The organism is Rhizobium sp. P43 (assembly GCF_056730705.1).
In genome coordinates this window covers 3759376-3777902 of record NZ_CM161539.1, presented here as the reverse complement: position 1 = coordinate 3777902, position 18527 = coordinate 3759376, and the positions used below count along the sequence as shown (strand labels likewise).

The 18527-nt window shown below is 59.3% G+C and carries 16 protein-coding genes; 6 read left to right on the top strand and 10 right to left on the bottom strand.

Features of this window, described 5'->3' with window-relative positions; translation table 11 throughout:
- Positions 1–93 precede the first annotated feature (93 nt).
- Together AC1PUL_RS18830 and AC1PUL_RS18825 are read left to right on the top strand one after the other, a co-directional pair.
- Complete coding sequence (locus AC1PUL_RS18830) at positions 94–300, top strand: DUF1674 domain-containing protein (protein WP_480465572.1); 207 nt, start codon at positions 94–96, stop codon at positions 298–300.
- A 157-nt stretch (positions 301–457) separates the two neighbouring features.
- Positions 458–805, top strand: coding sequence for a thermonuclease family protein (locus tag AC1PUL_RS18825; RefSeq protein ID WP_480465571.1), 348 nt, complete (start codon positions 458–460; stop codon positions 803–805).
- A 57-nt stretch (positions 806–862) separates the two neighbouring features.
- On the opposite strand, the gene acs is transcribed toward AC1PUL_RS18825, so the two are convergent.
- Positions 863–2815 carry an acetate--CoA ligase gene (gene acs, locus AC1PUL_RS18820; protein ID WP_298462995.1) on the bottom strand — a complete coding sequence of 651 codons (1953 nt, stop codon included), beginning with the start codon at positions 2813–2815 and terminating at the stop codon, positions 863–865.
- Between the two features lie 233 nt (positions 2816–3048).
- Here acs and AC1PUL_RS18815 point away from each other — a divergent pair, with 233 nt between their 5' ends.
- A complete protein-coding gene (locus AC1PUL_RS18815; protein ID WP_185809010.1) occupies positions 3049–3750 on the top strand; it encodes a DUF1013 domain-containing protein in 702 nt (233 codons plus the stop codon).
- A 70-nt stretch (positions 3751–3820) separates the two neighbouring features.
- Here AC1PUL_RS18815 and AC1PUL_RS18810 read toward each other — a convergent pair whose 3' ends face one another.
- The gene (locus tag AC1PUL_RS18810; RefSeq protein ID WP_480465570.1) at positions 3821–5758 is read right to left on the bottom strand and encodes a propionyl-CoA synthetase; all 1938 of its coding nucleotides are present in this window, start codon (positions 5756–5758) and stop codon (positions 3821–3823) included.
- A 111-nt stretch (positions 5759–5869) separates the two neighbouring features.
- On the bottom strand, positions 5870–6529 hold the full coding sequence (locus tag AC1PUL_RS18805; protein WP_480465569.1) for a YggS family pyridoxal phosphate-dependent enzyme: 660 nt from the start codon (positions 6527–6529) through the stop codon (positions 5870–5872).
- Between the two features lie 193 nt (positions 6530–6722).
- On the opposite strand from AC1PUL_RS18805, the gene leuS reads away from it, so the two are divergent.
- From leuS to holA, 3 genes are read left to right on the top strand one after another with little or no spacing between them, the layout of a single operon-like run.
- On the top strand, positions 6723–9344 hold the full coding sequence (leuS, locus tag AC1PUL_RS18800; protein ID WP_480465568.1) for a leucine--tRNA ligase: 2622 nt from the start codon (positions 6723–6725) through the stop codon (positions 9342–9344).
- Complete coding sequence (locus AC1PUL_RS18795) at positions 9334–9849, top strand: hypothetical protein (RefSeq protein WP_480465567.1); 516 nt, start codon at positions 9334–9336, stop codon at positions 9847–9849. Before leuS ends, AC1PUL_RS18795 begins: the two co-directional genes overlap by 11 nt.
- 9 nt (positions 9850–9858) lie before the next feature.
- Positions 9859–10905 (top strand): DNA polymerase III subunit delta, encoded by a 1047-nt coding sequence (holA, locus tag AC1PUL_RS18790; protein ID WP_480465566.1) that lies wholly within the window; start codon positions 9859–9861, stop codon positions 10903–10905.
- Here holA and AC1PUL_RS18785 read toward each other — a convergent pair whose 3' ends face one another.
- From AC1PUL_RS18785 to hemJ, 7 genes are all read right to left on the bottom strand, one after another.
- Positions 10906–11787 carry a ParB/RepB/Spo0J family partition protein gene (locus AC1PUL_RS18785; RefSeq protein ID WP_480465565.1) on the bottom strand — a complete coding sequence of 294 codons (882 nt, stop codon included), beginning with the start codon at positions 11785–11787 and terminating at the stop codon, positions 10906–10908. It abuts the gene before it with no gap.
- Between the two features lie 21 nt (positions 11788–11808).
- A complete protein-coding gene (locus AC1PUL_RS18780) occupies positions 11809–12603 on the bottom strand; it encodes a ParA family protein (protein WP_480465564.1) in 795 nt (264 codons plus the stop codon).
- A gap of 15 nt (positions 12604–12618) precedes the next feature.
- Positions 12619–13242, bottom strand: coding sequence for a 16S rRNA (guanine(527)-N(7))-methyltransferase RsmG (gene rsmG, locus AC1PUL_RS18775; RefSeq protein WP_480465563.1), 624 nt, complete (start codon positions 13240–13242; stop codon positions 12619–12621).
- 10 nt (positions 13243–13252) lie between these two features.
- Complete coding sequence (gene mnmG / locus AC1PUL_RS18770) at positions 13253–15124, bottom strand: tRNA uridine-5-carboxymethylaminomethyl(34) synthesis enzyme MnmG (RefSeq protein ID WP_480465562.1); 1872 nt, start codon at positions 15122–15124, stop codon at positions 13253–13255.
- A gap of 28 nt (positions 15125–15152) precedes the next feature.
- Positions 15153–16478 (bottom strand): tRNA uridine-5-carboxymethylaminomethyl(34) synthesis GTPase MnmE, encoded by a 1326-nt coding sequence (gene mnmE, locus AC1PUL_RS18765; RefSeq protein WP_480465561.1) that lies wholly within the window; start codon positions 16476–16478, stop codon positions 15153–15155.
- A 51-nt stretch (positions 16479–16529) separates the two neighbouring features.
- Positions 16530–17795, bottom strand: a complete 1266-nt coding sequence (gene rho, locus AC1PUL_RS18760; RefSeq protein WP_185808999.1) for a transcription termination factor Rho — start codon at positions 17793–17795, stop codon at positions 16530–16532.
- A gap of 194 nt (positions 17796–17989) precedes the next feature.
- Positions 17990–18526, bottom strand: a complete 537-nt coding sequence (gene hemJ / locus AC1PUL_RS18755; RefSeq protein WP_480465560.1) for a protoporphyrinogen oxidase HemJ — start codon at positions 18524–18526, stop codon at positions 17990–17992.
- Position 18527 lies beyond the last annotated feature (1 nt).

The following is an 18527-nucleotide window of genomic DNA, read 5'->3' as shown; positions in this document are numbered from 1 at the left end:
ATTTTCTTGCCGTTTTCGCCTGTTGATTTAAAAAGCGGCCACCCCAATTTCAATGTTTGCGCATGAAATGCCGTCTCAGCAAAGGACGATGTGATGTCAGAAGATCGTGAAGCCGAAGTCAGCGTGGACGAACAGCCGCGGGAACTGAGCCCGGCCGCGAAACGCGCACTGGCGGAAGCCGAGGAGCGGCGCCGCAAGGAAGCGGCCACTGAAATGCCGCCGGAAATCGGCGGACGTGGCGGGGCAGACCCGGCCCGCTTTGGGGATTGGGAGATCAAGGGTCGGGCAATCGACTTCTGAGGAATGATTCCCCATTGATCACGCCCCTCATTCGGAATATGTTCCTATAATGTTCCGAACCCATCTCTCACTTGTGATCTTTTTCCTTGCCTTGGGGCCATCGGCACCGGCTGCCTCAGCCAACAGGCTGATTGACGGCCCTGTCGCCGCAGAGGTCGTGAAGGTTATTGACGGTGACACGGTGCTGGTCGAGGCCATGCCCTGGCCCGATCACAAGGTCAGCACCTATGTGCGCCTGCGCGGCATCGATGCGCCCGAGCTTCGATCGAAATGCCAGGCCTTCCGCAAGGCAGCGCAACAGGCAAAGAGTGAACTGGCAAGCCTGGTCGAGGGTGAGCGGATGGTGCAGCTAACCGCAATCTCCGGTGACAAGTATTTCGGCCGCGTGGTCGCCGATCTCGAATTGTCCGACGGCACCCGTCCGGCCGAGCTTCTTCTGAAGGCGGGCCTGGTCGAAGCCTATAGGGGACGAACGAAAAGCAAGCGGCCCTGCCCGGACGACTGACATGAAAAAGGGGCTCCCGCGAGGAAGCCCCTGTCTGTCTCTCACGGCCTGATCTGATCAGCCGGTCTTGTTCTGACGGTTGGCGATCAGGTCATCGACAACAGCCGGATCCGCCAAGGTGGAAGTATCCCCCAGTGCACCGAAATCATCCTCGGCGATCTTGCGCAGGATACGACGCATGATCTTGCCGGAACGGGTCTTCGGCAGACCTGGTGCGAACTGGATCTTGTCCGGCGTCGCAATCGGTCCGATTTCCGTGCGGACATGCTTCACCAGATCGGCCCGCAGCGCATCGTTGCCCTCATGACCCGCCATCAGGGTGACATAGCAATAGATGCCCTGACCCTTGATGTTGTGCGGATAGCCGACGACGGCCGCTTCCGAGACGAGGTGGTGCGAGACCAGCGCCGATTCGACTTCCGCCGTTCCCAGACGGTGGCCGGAGACGTTCAGAACGTCGTCCACGCGACCCGTGATCCAGTAGTAGCCGTCTTCATCGCGGCGGCAGCCGTCACCCGTGAAATACTTGCCCTTGTAAGTCGAGAAGTAGGTCTGCACGAAGCGGTCGTGATCGCCATAGACCGAACGGGCCTGGCCCGGCCAGCTGTCGGTGATGCAGAGGTTGCCGTCGGTCGCCCCTTCCAGCACCTTGCCTTCGTTATCGACGAGTTCGGGCTTCACCCCGAAGAACGGACGCGTGGCTGAACCGGGCTTCAGCGGCGTTGCACCCGGCAGCGGCGTGATCATGATGCCGCCGGTTTCCGTCTGCCACCAGGTATCGACGACGGGCGACTTCTGTTCGCCGACGACGTTGTAATACCACTCCCAGGCTTCCGGATTGATCGGTTCGCCGACCGAGCCGAGAAGGCGCAGCGACGAGCGATCCGAGCGCTTGACGAAATCGTCGCCGGCCCCCATCAGCGAGCGGATGGCGGTCGGTGCGGTGTAGAAGATGTTGACCTTGTGCTTCTCGATCACCTCCCAGAAGCGACCCTGGTCCGGGAATGTCGGAATGCCCTCGAACATCAGCGTCGTGGCGCAATTCGAAAGCGGCCCGTAGACGATGTAGGAGTGACCGGTGACCCAGCCGACATCGGCCGTGCACCAGTAGATATCGCCATCGTGATAGTCGAAGACATATTCATGCGTCATCGAAGCATAGACGAGGTAACCACCCGTCGTGTGCATGACGCCCTTCGGCTTGCCTGTCGAACCCGAGGTGTAGAGGATGAACAACGGGTCTTCCGCCTTCATCTTCACCGGCGGGCATTCCGGCTTCACGGTATGCATTTCCTGGTGATACCAAATGTCGCGACCCGGCGCCCAGCCGATCTTGCCGCCGGTGCGGCGAACGACCAGCACCTTGTTGACGATGACATATTGCTTGGCAGCGATGTCGATCGCAACGTCGGTGTTCTCCTTAAGCGGCACCGGCTTGCCGCCGCGCACGCCCTCGTCGCAGGTGATCACGAAGGTTGATTCGCAGTCGACGATACGACCCGCCAGCGCTTCCGGCGAGAAGCCGCCGAAGACGACCGAATGAACTGCCCCGATGCGGGCGCAGGCGAGCATCGCATAGGCCGCTTCCGGGATCATCGGCATGTAGATCGTGACGCGATCACCCTTCTTGACGCCGTGCTTCTTCAAGACATTCGCCATGCGGCAAACTTGCTCGTAGAGCTCGTTATAGGTGATCTTCTTGTCGATATAGGGATTGTCACCTTCCCAGATGATGGCGGTGCGTTCGCCATGCGTCTTCAGGTGACGATCGATACAGTTGTAGGAAACGTTGGTAAGCCCGTCCTCGAACCACTTGATCGGGACCTTGCCCTTGAACGACGTGTTCTTGACCTTCGTATACGGCTTGAACCAGTCGATCCGCTTACCGTGCTTGCCCCAGAACTTCTCGGGGTCTTCGATGCTTTCCTGATACCATTTCTGGTATTTGTCATCATCGATCAGAGCGCGGACTTTTGCGGATTTCAGCACCGGATAGGTTTTGGCTGACATGAACTCCTCCTCATGTTGACGGGCCACTACTGGCGACCAGGACCGTCCTCCCCGGCCTATCGACGCCATTCATAGCAGGTGCAATATGGCCAGCAATTAGACAAAGGTCATTCGTGACTTCGCGAATTGCAATTTCGTTACATAATCGCTATAAGGACGCCGAATTCCCGGAAATAGTGGTTTAAACCCACGGCCCGCGACAACCGGCGCGGACCCTCAGAAGGATTGTATCTATGGCCCAGACACTGCTCATGCCGAAGGCGACCGCCGTATGGCTCGTCGACAATACCGCTCTGTCATTCGACCAGATCGCGCAGTTCTGCAAACTGCATCCGCTCGAGGTGAAGGCGATTGCGGACGGCGAAGCAGCCCAGGGCATCAAGGGTCTCGACCCGATCGCAACCGGCCAGCTCTCGCGCGACGAAATCGCCCGCGCCGAAAAGGACGTGAACTACAAGCTGAAGATTTCCGAGCCGAAGGTTCGCGTTCCCGACAACAAGCGCCGCGGCCCGCGCTACACGCCGGTCTCCAAGCGCCAGGATCGCCCGAACGCCATTCTCTGGCTGGTTCGCAACCATCCGGAACTGAAGGACGCCCAGATCTCCCGTCTCGTCGGCACCACGAAGTCGACGATCGAACAGATCCGCGAGCGCACCCACTGGAACTCGGCCAACCTGACGCCGATGGATCCGGTGACCCTCGGTCTCTGCAGCCAGATCGATCTCGACCTGGAAGTTGAAAAGGCATCGAAGGGCCGTCCGCTTCCGACCGCAGCCGAACTCGGCGCAACGCTTCAGTCGGCCAGCGAGACCGAAAACCTCGGCTTCGGCTACGACCGTGAGGAAGAAAAGGAAATCGACGCCAACGCGGTCTTCGCCAAGCTGCAGTCGCTCAAGTCGGACCGCCGCAACGACGACGAAGACGATCAGTACTGATCACGTTTACAATACATCGAACCCCGGCAGCCTATGGCAGCCGGGGTTTTTTATTACCCGCAATTTGGGTTTACGCGCTGGCGGCGGCCTTCGCCACGACTGGCACCTGGCCATGCGCCTGCAGCACGGCGGTGATTTCATCCAGGATTGCGGGATCGTCGATCGTCGCCGGCATCTTCCAGGGCAGACCGTCGGCAATCTTCTGCATGGTCCCCCGCAGGATCTTGCCTGACCGCGTCTTCGGCAGACGATCGACCATCAGCACCATCTTGAAGGCGGCCACCGGCCCGATCTCATCCCGCACCAGCTGGACGACTTCCTTGGAGATCAGAGCGTGATCGCGATGCACGTTCTTCTTCAGCACCAGGAAGCCACAGGGGATCTGCCCCTTCAGCTCGTCGGCGATGCCAATGACCGCGCATTCCGCCACATCGGGATGCATGGCGCAGACCTCTTCCATGGCGCCGGTGGAGAGGCGATGACCGGCACAATTGATGATGTCGTCCGTGCGGGCCATGACGAAGACGTAGCCGTCCTCATCGATGATCCCGGCATCGGCGGTCTTGTAGTAGCCCGGGAATTCTTCGAGGCACGAACTCCGGAAGCGATCGTCAGCATTCCAGAACGTCACCAGGCAGCCTGGAGGCAGGGGAAGCTTGGCCACGATATTGCCAAGCGTGCCTGGGGCGACCGGGTGGCCGGCATCGTCCAGGACTTCGAGCGCATAGCCCGGCATGGCCTTGGTCGGTGAGCCATGTTTCACGGGAAGCAGCCCGAGGCCTGCGGGATTGGCGGCAATCGCCCAGCCCGTCTCCGTCTGCCACCAGTGATCGATGACCGGGATCTTCAGGATCCGCTCGGCCCATTTGAGGGTTTCCGGATCGGCCCGCTCGCCGGCCAGAAACAGGGCGCGGAGCCCGGAGATGTCATAGCGGGCAACATGCTCGCCGTCGGGATCGTCACGGCGGATCGCGCGGAAAGCCGTCGGTGCGGTGAACAGGGCTTTGACATCGTGATCGCTGACCACGCGCCAGAAAGTCCCGGCATCGGGCGTCCCCACAGGCTTGCCTTCGAAAACCACGGTGGCATTGCCCGCCAGAAGCGGCCCGTAGACGATATAGGAATGACCGACGACCCAGCCGATATCCGAGGCCGCCCAGAAGACTTCGCCGGGCTTCACGCCATAGATGTTCTTCATGCTCCAGTTGAGCGCGACCATATGCCCGCCATTGTCGCGCACCACGCCCTTTGGCTGGCCGGTGGTACCGGATGTGTAGAGAACATAGAGGGGGTCGGTTGCCGCCACAGGCACGCAATCGACAGACGAGCCGTTGATCTTTTCCTGCTCGATGGCCTGGGCGAGATCGACATCGCCATGTTCATAGCGCAGCGGCGCGTGGTACTGGTCGCGCTGCAGGATCAGGCAGTAGTTCGGCTTGACCTTGGCCATGTCGATCGCCTGATCTAGCAACGGCTTGTAGGGAACGATGCGGCCCGGCTCGAGGCCACAGCTGGCGCCGATGACCACTTTCGCGCCGGAATCGTCGATGCGGGTTGCCAGTTCATGTGCCGCGAAACCGCCGAAGACCACCGAATGCACGGCACCGATGCGCGCACAGGCGAGCATGGAGAACACGGCTTCCGGGATCATCGGCATGTAGATGATGACGCGGTCACCCTTGCCGACACCATGATTGCGCAAGACCGCAGCAATCGCCGACACCTCGACCAGCACCTGGTCATAGCTGTAGCGCGCCGTCTGCCCGGTCATCGGGCTGTCGTAGATGACGGCGGTCTCGGCACCGCGACCCGCTTCAACATGCCGGTCGACACAGTTGTAGCATGTATTGGTCTCGCCACCCGCAAACCACCGACCATAGGTGCCCTGGGACGGATCGAAGACGCTCTCGGGTGGCTTGAACCAGTGGATGTCTTTCGCCGCAGCCTCCCAGAAGCCCTCGGGGTTCGCCTTCCAGGAATCATAGATGTCCTGATAGCTGTCGCGCATGTCGATCCTCCCATGACAACGCTTGAGGCTTTCGCCTTTGGCATCATTTTAGGATCGACGAAGGGAGGAGGAAAGAGAGACCAAAGCGCTATGCCGAAGGTCTAAGGCAAATTAACGTGTGCCAAATATGGCGGAGCCGACGCGCACGCTCGTTGCCCCGAAGCCGATGGCCGTCTCGAAATCGCCGGACATGCCCATCGAGAGCTTTGACAGTCCGTTTTCTCCAGCGAGTTTGGCCAGCAGGGCAAAATGGGGCCCCGGGTTTTCGTCGACCGGCGGAATGCACATCAGGCCTTCAACCTGCATCGCGAGTTCATCCCGGCAAAGCGTGACAAAAGACGCAACGTCATCGGGCGCAATACCGGCCTTCTGAGGCTCAAGACCGGTATTGACCTGAATGTAGAAGCGGATCGAGCGGTTCTGCCGCTTCGTTTCCTCTGCGAGCGCCCGGGCGATTTTCTCGCGATCAACCGTTTCGATGACATCGAAAAGGGCCACGGCATCGGCTGACTTGTTGGACTGAAGGGGGCCAATGAGATGCAGCTCGAGGTCAGGGGTTTCCGCTTTCAGGTTTGGCCATTTCCCCTGGGCTTCCTGGACCCGGTTTTCCCCAAACACCCGCTGTCCTGCGACGATCGTCGGGCGGATATGCTCAGCATCGAAGGTCTTGGAAACCGCAACGAGTGAAATCGAATCCGGCTTACGACCGGCTTCCTGCGCTGCACTTGCGATCTTATCCCGGACGTCCTGAAGCCGCTCTTCAACCGACATGCCCAATCCTCGTTTTCATCTGCCTGATATCTGGCGTCACCAGATCTTTCGGCAAGGGGTTAATCCGAGGCTCGGGGGTTGGCAAGCGCCTGCCCGGAAAGCCCGTGTGAATGCCTCAAAAACTTGACGCTTGGCCGGTTTCGTGATGAAGGTCGGCCCTCTCTTTTTGATGCTATTCCCGGAAATGCGATCCATGGCTACCGAACGTTACAATCCGCGCGACGCCGAGCCCCGTTGGCAGGCGAAATGGTCCGAAGACAAGGTCTTCGAGACCGACAATGCCGACCCGCGCGAGAAATACTACGTGCTTGAGATGTTCCCGTACCCGTCGGGCCGCATCCATATGGGCCATGTCCGCAACTATGCCATGGGCGATGTCGTAGCCCGCTACAAGCGCGCCCGCGGCTACAACGTGCTCCATCCCATGGGTTGGGACGCCTTCGGCATGCCAGCCGAAAATGCCGCTATGAAGAACAAGGTCCACCCCAAGGTCTGGACCTACGAAAACATCGCAACCATGCGCGGCCAGCTGAAGTCCATGGGCCTGTCGCTCGACTGGTCGCGCGAATTCGCAACTTGTGACGTCGACTACTACCACCGTCAGCAGCACCTTTTCCTGGATTTCCTGGAGAAGGGCCTGGTCTACCGCAAGAATTCCAAGGTCAACTGGGACCCGGAAGACATGACCGTGCTCGCCAATGAGCAGGTAATCGATGGCCGCGGCTGGCGCTCGGGCGCTTTGGTCGAACAGCGCGAACTGACCCAGTGGTTCTTCAAGATTACCGATTTCAGCCAGGACCTGCTCGACGCCCTCGACGAGCTCGATAACTGGCCGGAAAAGGTCCGGCTGATGCAGAAGAACTGGATCGGTCGCTCGGAAGGCATGTTGGTCCGCTGGGAGGTTGCCTCCGGCAGCGAAGCCGGCGAAGTGACCGTCTACACCACGCGTCCCGATACTCTGTTTGGTGCATCCTTCCTGGCGATCGCTGCCGATCACCCCTTGGCCAAGGAAGCGGCAGCCCGCAACGCCGACGTTGACGCCTTCTGCCAGGAATGCCGGCATGCCGGCACGTCGCTCGCGGCACTCGAAAGAGCCGAGAAGAAGGGCATCGACACCGGTATTCGTGTGAAGCACCCGCTCGACCCGAGCTGGGAGCTGCCGGTCTATGTCGCGAACTTTGTCCTGATGGAATACGGCACGGGCGCGATCTTCGGCTGCCCGTCCGGCGACCAGCGTGACCTGGACTTCGCCCGCAAATATGATCTGCCGGTCGTTCCCGTCGTGATGCCGAAGGATGGTGATGCCGAAAGCTTTGCGATCGGCGACATCGCCTTCACCGATGACGGCGTCATGATCAATTCGCGTTTCTTGGACGGACTTTCGACAACGGACGCCTTCGAGGAAGTTGCGAACCGCCTGTCGTCGCAGCAGCTGAACGGCGCACCGCAGGGCGAACGCAAGGTGAATTTCCGTCTGCGTGACTGGGGCATTTCCCGTCAGCGCTATTGGGGCTGCCCGATCCCGGTCATCCATTGCGATGACTGCGGCGTCGTACCCGTCCCGAAGAAGGACCTGCCGGTCAAGCTTCCGGACGACGTCAGCTTCGACAAGCCGGGCAATCCGCTCGACCGTCATCCCACCTGGCGCCATGTCGCCTGCCCCCACTGCGGCAAGGACGCCCGTCGCGAGACGGACACCATGGACACCTTTGTCGATTCCAGCTGGTACTTCGCCCGCTTTACCGCACCCTGGGAAGACAATCCGACGGATCCCGCAGTTGCCAATCACTGGCTGCCGGTCGACCAGTATATCGGCGGCATCGAGCACGCGATCCTGCATCTGCTCTATTCGCGCTTCTTCACCCGCGCCATGCGCGAGACCGGGCATCTGGACCTGAAGGAACCCTTCAAGGGCCTCTTCACCCAAGGCATGGTTGTGCATGAAACCTACAGCATCGGCGAGGGCCTCGAGCGTGAATGGGTGGCCCCGGCAGACCTGCGCATCGAGGAAGCCGATGGAACTCGCCGTGCTTTCCTGCTCAGCAATGGTCAGGAAGCCAAGATTGGCTCGATCGAGAAGATGTCGAAGTCGAAGAAGAACGTCGTGGATCCCGATGACATCATCGGCTCTTACGGCGCCGACACCGCTCGCTTCTTCGTACTGTCGGATTCGCCGCCGGATCGCGATGTGATCTGGTCCGAATCGGGTGTCGAAGGCGCCCACCGCTTCGTCCAGCGCGTCTGGCGCCTGGTTTCGGAAGCGGCCGACAGACTGAAGTCCGTTCAAGCGAATCCGGCTAAGGAAGGCGAAGGGCTTGTCGTTTCGCAGATTGCCCACAAGACGCTGAAGGCGGTTCAGAGCGACCTGGACAAGCTCGCCTTTAACAAGGCGATTGCGCGCATTTACGAACTGGTGAATGCACTCGCAGCACCGCTGACCAATGTCGCGGCGGGGCAGGGTGACGCTGCCTATGTCGCCGCTGTCCGCAATGCCGCCGACATCCTCGTGCAGCTGATCGCGCCGATGACACCGCATCTGGCCGAAGAATGCTGGTCCGTCCTCGGCAATCAGGGTCTTGTCGCCAAGGCATCCTGGCCGCAATTCGACGAAGGCCTCGTTGCTGAAAACGAAATTGTCCTGCCTGTGCAGATCAACGGCAAGAAGCGCGCCGAATTGACAATCGCACGCGACGCAGACCAGAATGCAGTCCAGGAGGCCGTACTGGCTCTTGACGCCGTCCAGGCCGCCCTCGGCGGTCAGGCTCCGAAGAAGATCATCGTTGTCCCGCTAAGGATCGTGAATATTGTCCTCTGAACTCAAGCCTTCCACGGTGCTTCGGCGCTCGCTGTTGATTGGTGCGGCTCTGCTTCTGGCTGGCTGCCAGGCGAGACCGCTTTATCAGGATGCCAATGGTGAAACGCGCGGCGCTCTCGCCGCGATCGCCTATTCGGAAGCAACGAGCCGGGTTGGTCTGGAAACGCGCAATCGTCTGATCTTCCTGACCAGCGGCGGTGATGAGACGAAGACACCGGAATATCGTGTCGAGTTGAGCGTCAGCGGCGGGGTCGAGGGCGTTTTGCTTGATGATACGTCGGACACGGCAAATGCCGGCCGTGCGGTTGTCGTCGGCAGCTACACCCTGAAGCGGATTTCGGATGACACCGTTCTGAAGACAGGCCGTCGTACGGGTGTTGCGCTCTTCGACTATCCGCGTCAGGAATTCGCAAAGCTTCGCGCCGCGCGTGACGCTGAAACACGCGCCGCCCTTGAACTCGCTGAACTGATCTACGCCGATCTTGCCATGGCTCTCGGTCGCTGATTTGCGGCCATGGTAGACATCAAGTCCCACGAGTTTGAGGGTTTCCTCGCCAAGTCGGCGAGGCATTACCGCATGTTCGTTGTTTACGGGCCCGACCGCGGTCTTGTCGCCGAGCGGGCAGGGGCCATTGCTGGGAAGACAGGTGTGGATCTCAATGACGGTTTCGCGCTGATCCGGCTGGATGTTTCCGATATTCAATCCGATCCCGGCCGCTTGGTAGATGAAGTCAACGCCTTCGGTCTGTTTGGTGGAGAAAAGCTGATCTGGGTCCGCGGTGCGGCCAACGAGAAGCAGCTTGTCGATGGGCTCTCCCATCTCGCTGCAAACCCGCCCGAGGGCAGCTATCTCCTGATCGAAGCAGGTGACCTGAAAAAGGGATCAGCGCTCAGGAAGGTGGCCGAAGGTGAGCGCAGCATCGCTTGCATCGCCTGCTACCAGGATGATGCCCGTGCCCTGAACGGATTGATCGACACCGAACTCTCGGCCGCCAACCTGAGGATCACCCCGGCAGCGCGTGAACTGCTGGTCGAATCGATTGGCGGCGACCGCATTGCGTCGCGCAACGAAATCCAAAAGCTCGTGCTCTATTGCATGAAGGATGATCTGATCGACGAGCGCCACGTTCTGGAGATTGTCGGCGATGCGAGTGCCGTATCGACAGACGAAGTTGTCGACGCGGTGCTATCAGGTGATCCGGACGGCTTCCTTCACGCCATCCAGAAGGTCATTGCGTCGAAGACCGCTGTCTTTCTCGTCCTGCAGGGCACAATGAAACAGATCCAGCTTCTGGAAACCATGCGGCTGGAGATGGAAGAGCGTCAGCAGCAGGCAGCCCAGGTCATGCAGACGCTGGGGCGCGGCATCCATTTCAAGCGAAAGCCGATCATCGAAAAAGCGTTACGGAACTGGAACAGTGCCGATCTCGCACGCGAGAGCGCGCGGCTCAACGCAGCCATTCTGCAGAGCAGACAAAACGCGCCCCTGGAAGACAATCTGGCGATCCAGACCCTGCTCGCAACCACGCTGCAGTCTGCAAGGCGCAATCGTCGGGGCTGATCAACGCGCTTCGAGAAGCCGGCAAATCTCTTCGAGCTGATCCAGCGTCTTGTAATTGATCTTCAACTGGCCACCGCCACCCTTGTGGTTGATCGAGACCGAAAGACCAAGACGATCCGACAGGCTGCGCTCCAGCGCAATCGTATCGGAATCCTTGGCTTCCCGGGTCTCAGCCGGGGCAGGGGCCTGCTGCGCCTTGATGTGGTTCTGGGCCAGCTTCTCCGCATCGCGAACGGAAAGCCCCTTCTGGGCAATCGTCTTGGCGAGCATGACTGGATCAGGTGTTGATACCAGAGCGCGCGCATGACCGGCCGACAGGCTGCCATCCGCCAGCATGTCCCGGACCGGGTCTGGCAGCTTCAACAGTCGCAGGCTGTTTGCCACATGGCTGCGGCTCTTGCCGATGATTTCCCCGAGATCATTCTGGGTATAGCCGTGCTCGGCGATCAACTGCTCGTAGCCGAGCGCCTCTTCGAGCGGGTTGAGATCTGCGCGCTGGACGTTTTCGACAATCGCGAGCTCCAGCGCCGTCCTATCGTCGACGTCCCGGACGATGACCGGGATCTCGACCAGGCCCGCAAGCTGCGCGGCACGCCAGCGACGCTCACCGGCAATGATTTCATAACGATCACTGCCGATGGTGCGTACGACGACCGGCTGCACGATCCCGTGCTGGCGAATGGAACCGGCGAGGTCCTGAAGCTCTGTCTCGTCGAAATAGCGGCGGGGATTTTTCGGGCTGCGCGCGACGAATTCGATCGGAACAGTGCGGTCGGCACTGATCGCGGGACGCGTCTCACCGACGGGAACGGGCTGATCCATTTCGCCGATCAGTGCTGCAAGTCCACGCCCCAGGCGCCGTTTCGATACGTCTTCGCTCATACTCACACCCTTGTACGAAGATTAGGCTGCTTTGCGCTGCCGCTCACGCTGGATGACCTCGGATGCCAGCTGCAGGTAGGCCTGGCTACCGGCGCATTTCAGGTCGTAAAGGATAGCCGGCTTACCATAGGATGGCGCCTCGGATACGCGCACATTGCGCGGAATAAGGGTCGTGTAGACCTTTTCGCCAAGATGCTCGCGCACATCACTGACCACCTGCTGCGCAAGATTGTTGCGGGCATCGAACATGGTCAGCACAATGCCCTGGATATCCAGGGTCGGATTCACACTCTGCCGCACCTGGTTGATGGTCTCGAGAAGCTGGCTCAAGCCCTCCAGCGCGAAGAATTCACACTGCAGCGGCACCAGCACGGAGTGTGCGGCGGCCATGGCGTTCATCGTCAACAAATTGAATGAAGGCGGGCAATCGAGCAGCACATAGCTGTAGGCACGCGCATCATCGAGATTGAGCGCCTTTTTGAGGCGGAATACCCGATCTGCCTGTTGGGAGATCTCCATCTCGAAGCCGAGCAGATCCATCGTCGAGGGCACGATCGAAAGATTGGGCACGGCCGTCTGCAGTGCCGCTTCGCTGATGGAGTTCGCACCAATCAGCACATCATAGGACGACAAGCGGCGATCGCGGCGGTCAATCCCGAGGCCCGTGCTGGCATTTCCCTGCGGATCGAGGTCAACGATGAGCACACGCTCACCGATGGCCGCCAGGGCGGTTGCCAGGTTGATCGCTGTTGTGGTCTTGCCCACGCCGCCCTTTTGATTGGCGATGGTGATGATGCGGTTCTTTTCGAGACTCATTTGGCACCCGAAGCGTTAAACCCTGCGCGCCAGGGAGGCGATCTCCAGAATAACGGAATCCGCCTCGACAACGCTTTGATGTTTTATCAGATCGAAGTCCCAGCGACCACGCGCTTTATCGATTTCCTGCTGGTAATCCCGACCTTTATGGAAGATCAGTTTCAGATCAGGATTGGCAAGCGCCCAGGGTTGAGCATAGGCGAACAAAAGATCGAGCTCGGCAAGCGCACGCGCCGAGATGAAATCAGGTGCGGCCAGCGTATTTGCCGCATCCTCGATCCGCAGAGGGTGAACGGATGCCCGTGCACCAATCTCCGTGATCGCCGTCCGCAGAAAACCGCACTTCTTGTTGTTGCTTTCGACCAGATCGACCCAACCGGCCTGATCTTCCATCAGGGTGATGGCGGTGATGATCCCTGGAAATCCGCCCCCACTCCCGAGATCGATCCATCGACCCGGCCTCGGCACAATGTTTCGGAGTTGCAACGAGTCTGCGATGTGCCGTGTCCAGAGCTGTTCGACCGTCGATGGCGCAATCAAATTGATTCTTGCGGCCCATTTCAGGAAAAGGTTGGCAAAGCGATCAAGGCGCTCCTGCGTTTCACGTGAAACATCGATTCCATACGGAGCGCTTTTCATTCTTTGCATATCAGGATGCCAACTTATTGATTTGGTTCTTGCGCAGATGCGCGACAAGCAAGGCGACGGCAGCCGGCGTCATACCCTCAAGCCGGCTTGCCTGGGCAATATTGCGGGGTTTGTTGGCGACGAGCTTGATCTTCAGCTCGTTGGAGAGACCGGATAGGGCGGAATAGTCGAAGTTATCGGGAATGACGCGCTCCTCTTCAGCACGCAACCCTTCGATATCCGCCAACTGTCGCTCAAGATAGACGTGGTACAGGCAATCGATCTCAACGGCGGTTGCGATCTTCGTATCCACGCACTTCAACTCGGGCCAGACCTGAACAACTTGTACCCAGTTGATGTCCGGATAGGACAGAATCTCTCGAGCAGAACGACGACGACCATCCTGGTTGATAACCACGCCGGCGAGCGCCATTTCGTTGGGCGAGGCAGTGAGCGATCCGAGCTGTTCGTAAAGTCCCTCGCGCTGGCTGCGATAGGCCTCGAACTTCTGGGCCCGTTCCGAAGACACGCAACCAAGCTCGATACCATAGGGCGTCAGGCGCATATCGGCATTGTCAGCACGCAGCGACAGGCGATATTCGGCCCGGGACGTGAACATGCGATAGGGCTCCGCCACACCGCGCGACGTCAGGTCATCAATCATGACGCCGATATAGGAATCCGTGCGGCTGAAGGAGAAACCGCTTTGCCCGGCCGCGAGCCGGGCCGCATTGATACCGGCCAGCAGGCCTTGAGCGCCAGCCTCTTCATAACCTGTGGTACCATTGATCTGACCAGCCAGGTACAAGCCCTTTGCGCCCTTGACTGCCAGAGACAGATCGAGCTGCTGCGGATCGACATAGTCATACTCGATCGCATAACCCGGCTGCAGGATCCGGACATTCTCGAGCCCCGGGATAGAGCGAATGAACTGCTCCTGGACCTCTTCCGGCAAAGAAGTCGAGATCCCGTTTGGATAAATGGTGTCGTCATCGAGCCCCTCCGGCTCCAGAAAGATCTGATGGCCATCACGATCTCCGAAACGATTGATCTTGTCTTCGATCGAGGGGCAATATCGCGGTCCAACGCCCTCGATCTGGCCGGAATACATGGCGGACCGGTGGATATTCTCCCGGATGATACGGTGGGTTTCTGCCGTTGTGCGCGTGATACCGCAAGCAATCTGAGGCGTTGTGACCGATTCCGTCATGAATGAGAAGGGAATCGGGTTCTCATCCGCCTCCTGGACTTCCAGATCCTCCCAACGAATGGTTTTGCGGTCCAGGCGCGCCGGAGTGCCGGTTTTCAGACGACCAAGCTTCAGACCCAGCGCCGCCAGATCACCGCTCAATCCCAGGGCAGGGGCCTCACCGACACGGCCTGCGGCGATCTTCTTGTCGCCGATATGGATGAGACCGTTAAGAAACGTACCCGTTGTCAACACGACTGCTGCAGAATGGAGCTGCAGTCCGTTATCAAGGATAACGCCATTTATTTCGGTAGAGTCACGAACGAAACGGACCACACCACCTTCGATGATCTCGAGGTTCGGGGTTTCCGCGAGGAGGCGCTGCACAGCCAGGCGATAGAGCTTGCGATCGGCCTGCGTGCGTGGGCCCCAGACTGCCGGGCCCTTTTTCCGGTTCAACATGCGGAACTGGATACCGCCTTCGTCCGCGGCGCGGCCCATGATGCCATCGAGTGCATCGATCTCGCGAACGAGATGGCCTTTGCCCAAGCCGCCGATGGCCGGATTACAGGACATGACGCCGATCGTTTCGGCCTTGTGTGTCACAAGCGCGGTTCTGGCGCCCATGCGTGCCGCTGCGGCAGCCGCTTCGGTACCGGCATGACCGCCGCCAACAACAATTACATCGAAATGTCTCTCAGACATGATCGGGGTACAGCCTGTTTCACGTGAATCACTTGCCGACACAGAATTCGGAGAAGATCTTACCCAAAAGCGTTTCGGTATCGATTCGACCGGTCACTCTCGCCAGCTCGACGGATGCCAATCGCAGCTCTTCGGCTCGGATCTCAAGCGGCAGCCCGCCGCCCTCAAGCGCCGATGCAAGATGCCGTGACGCCGAGCGAAGGCGCTCTGCATGCCTCAAACGGCTTGGAATTGCAAGGCTTTCAACCTGCGTATGGCTTGTGACTGCCTCAAGCAGCCTCTCGCGAAGGAGTTCGAGACCTTCCCCCGTCGCCGAAGAGACGCAGAGATCATACGCCTCAGCTGTTGAAAGGTCGCATGCGAGATCGACTTTGGACCCGATGCGCAAAACGGGTCGCTCGAAGTCCATCAACTCCGGATCGGCATTCTCGGACAGGTCAATCAGATGCAGAATGAGGTCGGCATCATTGATCGTCCGGAACGCCCGCCGGATTCCCTCTTGCTCGGCGAGGTCATCCGTATCCCTGAGACCGGCGGTATCAAAGAGTTCGAACTTGTATCCATCGATATCCAGTTCACAGCGAACCACGTCACGGGTCGTACCGGCAATCGGCGTTACGATGGCCACATCGCGCTGCGCCAGCGCATTCATCAGGCTTGATTTGCCTGCATTCGGAAGACCCGCCAGAGCTACCTTGAACCCGTCGCGGATGATCTCACCCGCCCGAAGATGACTGATTGCCCGATCCACCTGTGCCTTGAGTCCGGCAACATCGGCCCAAACTCGATCCGACACAGAACCTGGAATGTCGCCTTCGTCGCTGAAATCCAGCTCCGCCTCAAGCATCGAGCGAACGAAAACCAGCTTTTCGCGCCATTCGTCGTAAACGGCTGAGAGATGACCGTTGGCCTGTTCCCCCGCGAGCCTTCTCTGCATTTCGGTCTCGGCGCTGAGCAAGTCAGCGAGACCTTCAACCTCGACAAGATCCATCTTGCCGTTCTCAAACGCACGTCGTGAAAACTCGCCAGCTTCTGCCAGTCGAACGCCGTTGAATCCGGCTAAAGATCGGAGAGCAGCGTTGACGACCGCGCGACCGCCATGCAGATGCAGCTCAACGCAATCTTCGCCGGTGAAGGAATTGGGTCCCGGGAAAACAAGAACAAGACCGCGATCAAGAAACTCGCCATCAACCGTGTTGATCGTCCGCAGAGAAGCCAAGCGCGGCTGCGGCAACGACCCGACCATCTGGCGGACTGCATCGAAGCAGGAGGGACCGCTGACCCTGATAACGGCAACGCCGGCGGGCAAGCCGCCGGACGCAAGGGCACAAATCGTATCGGATCGCGCTGTCACGAGATCACCCACAGGCAAGGCCTGAGGCTGCCGGTAGCAACCGGCACCACATCAGGTGTTCATCGAGTCGAAGAAGTCGCCGTTGTTCTTCGTCTGCTTGAGTTTGTCGATGAGGAATTCAATCGCATCCGTGGTACCCATCGGTGCGAGAATGCGGCGCAGAACGAAGATCTTCTGGAGATCCTGGCGCGGCACGAGCAGGTCTTCCTTACGCGTACCGGACTTGAGGATATCCATGGCCGGGAAGATGCGCTTGTCGGCAACCTTACGGTCGAGCACGATTTCTGAGTTACCCGTACCCTTGAACTCTTCGAAGATGACTTCGTCCATACGGCTGCCGGTATCGATCAGGGCCGTCGCAATGATCGTCAGCGAGCCGCCTTCCTCGATGTTACGGGCAGCACCGAAGAAGCGCTTCGGGCGCTGCAGGGCATTTGCGTCAACACCACCGGTCAGAACCTTACCCGATGAAGGCACAACGGTGTTGTAGGCTCGACCGAGGCGCGTGATCGAGTCCAGGAGAATGACGACGTCACGGCCATGCTCGACGAGGCGCTTCGCCTTCTCGATGACCATTTCTGCCACCTGAACGTGACGCACCGCCGGTTCATCGAAGGTGGAGGACACGACCTCGCCACGCACCGAGCGCTGCATGTCGGTCACTTCTTCCGGGCGTTCATCGATCAGGAGAACGATCAGATAACATTCCGGATGGTTGGCCGTGATCGAATGGGCAATGTTCTGCAGGAGAACGGTCTTACCGGTTCTCGGCGGAGCAACGATCAGTCCGCGCTGGCCCTTGCCGAGCGGCGCGACGAGATCGATCACGCGGGCGGACAGATCCTTCGAGGTCGGAACATCCAGTTCCATCTTGAACCGCTCGTTCGGATAGAGCGGCGTCAGGTTGTCGAAGTGAACCTTGTGGCGGATCTTTTCCGGATCCTCGAAATTGATCGTGTTGACCTTCAGAAGCGCAAAATAGCGTTCACCTTCCTTCGGGCCGCGGATCGGACCTTCGACGGTATCGCCTGTTTTCAGCGAGAAACGACGGATCTGTGACGGGGAGATGTAGATGTCGTCTGGGCCTGGCAGGTAGTTTGCATTCGCTGAGCGAAGGAAACCGAAGCCATCCTGAAGAACTTCAACGACGCCTTCGCCGATGATCTCCACGTCCTGGCTCGCAAGCATCTTCAAGATCGCAAACATCAGCTCCTGCTTGCGCATCGTGCTCGCATTTTCAACTTCGAGCGATTCGGCGAAGGTCAGGAGATCGGTCGGCGATTTGCTTTTGAGTTCTTGTAGCTTCATTTCAGCCATGAAGGGAGACCACGTCAGATAGGTATTTTGAAGGGGAACGGCGAGCTGGTGGAATTCGGTACGATCGCGAAGGCCGCAAATGACTGAATATTACGCAAGCCAAAAGAGGAAGTGGCGCGAAAATAGCGACTCGCGGATTCGACCGCAAGCGAAAAGCCCGTGCGCATGAAAATAATGCGTGATCAGCCGAAAGTTCAGAAAGGCTTCACCACCGCAAGCACGACGATCACGATCATCAACAGCGTCGGTGCTTCGTTCATCATCCGCCAGTAGCGAGGCGTGCGAATGTACTCCCCGCGGCCGAAAGACTTCACAGCCTTGGAGAAATAGCCGTGAACGCCGGAAAGCGCGATGACGGCCGCGATTTTTGCATGCAGCCAGCCACCCTGAAACGCGAAGACCTGCCAGGCGAGATAGAGGCCAAGCACCCAGGACACGACCATCGCGGGGTTCATGATCACCTTCATCAGCCGAGCCTCCATCACCGCAAAGGTTTTCGCCTGCTGCGAGGAAGGGTCACAGTCCGAGTGATAGATGAAGAGCCGGGGCAGGTAGAGCATGCCGGCCATCCACGAGATGATGGCAATCACGTGCAGCGCCTTGATCCAGGGATAGGCCTGGTCAGGTCCTGCCAGCATGATACCGCCGCCAATCAATGCGAAGAAAACAAGCGCCGTCGCCGCCTTTCTGGCGGCCTGGGCTCCCGGCTTCTCGTCAATCTGCTTTTCCATC

Coding starts and splice junctions, on each gene's coding strand:
- AC1PUL_RS18830 (WP_480465572.1), top strand. CDS start 94: ATGTCAGAAGATCGTGAAGCCGAAGTCAGCGTGGACGAACAGCCGCGG.
- acs (WP_298462995.1), bottom strand. CDS start 2,815: ATGTCAGCCAAAACCTATCCGGTGCTGAAATCCGCAAAAGTCCGCGCT.
- AC1PUL_RS18815 (WP_185809010.1), top strand. CDS start 3,049: ATGGCCCAGACACTGCTCATGCCGAAGGCGACCGCCGTATGGCTCGTC.
- AC1PUL_RS18810 (WP_480465570.1), bottom strand. CDS start 5,758: ATGCGCGACAGCTATCAGGACATCTATGATTCCTGGAAGGCGAACCCC.
- AC1PUL_RS18805 (WP_480465569.1), bottom strand. CDS start 6,529: ATGTCGGTTGAAGAGCGGCTTCAGGACGTCCGGGATAAGATCGCAAGT.
- leuS (WP_480465568.1), top strand. CDS start 6,723: ATGGCTACCGAACGTTACAATCCGCGCGACGCCGAGCCCCGTTGGCAG.
- holA (WP_480465566.1), top strand. CDS start 9,859: ATGGTAGACATCAAGTCCCACGAGTTTGAGGGTTTCCTCGCCAAGTCG.
- AC1PUL_RS18785 (WP_480465565.1), bottom strand. CDS start 11,787: ATGAGCGAAGACGTATCGAAACGGCGCCTGGGGCGTGGACTTGCAGCA.
- AC1PUL_RS18780 (WP_480465564.1), bottom strand. CDS start 12,603: ATGAGTCTCGAAAAGAACCGCATCATCACCATCGCCAATCAAAAGGGC.
- rsmG (WP_480465563.1), bottom strand. CDS start 13,242: ATGAAAAGCGCTCCGTATGGAATCGATGTTTCACGTGAAACGCAGGAG.
- mnmG (WP_480465562.1), bottom strand. CDS start 15,124: ATGTCTGAGAGACATTTCGATGTAATTGTTGTTGGCGGCGGTCATGCC.
- rho (WP_185808999.1), bottom strand. CDS start 17,795: ATGGCTGAAATGAAGCTACAAGAACTCAAAAGCAAATCGCCGACCGAT.
- hemJ (WP_480465560.1), bottom strand. CDS start 18,526: ATGGAAAAGCAGATTGACGAGAAGCCGGGAGCCCAGGCCGCCAGAAAG.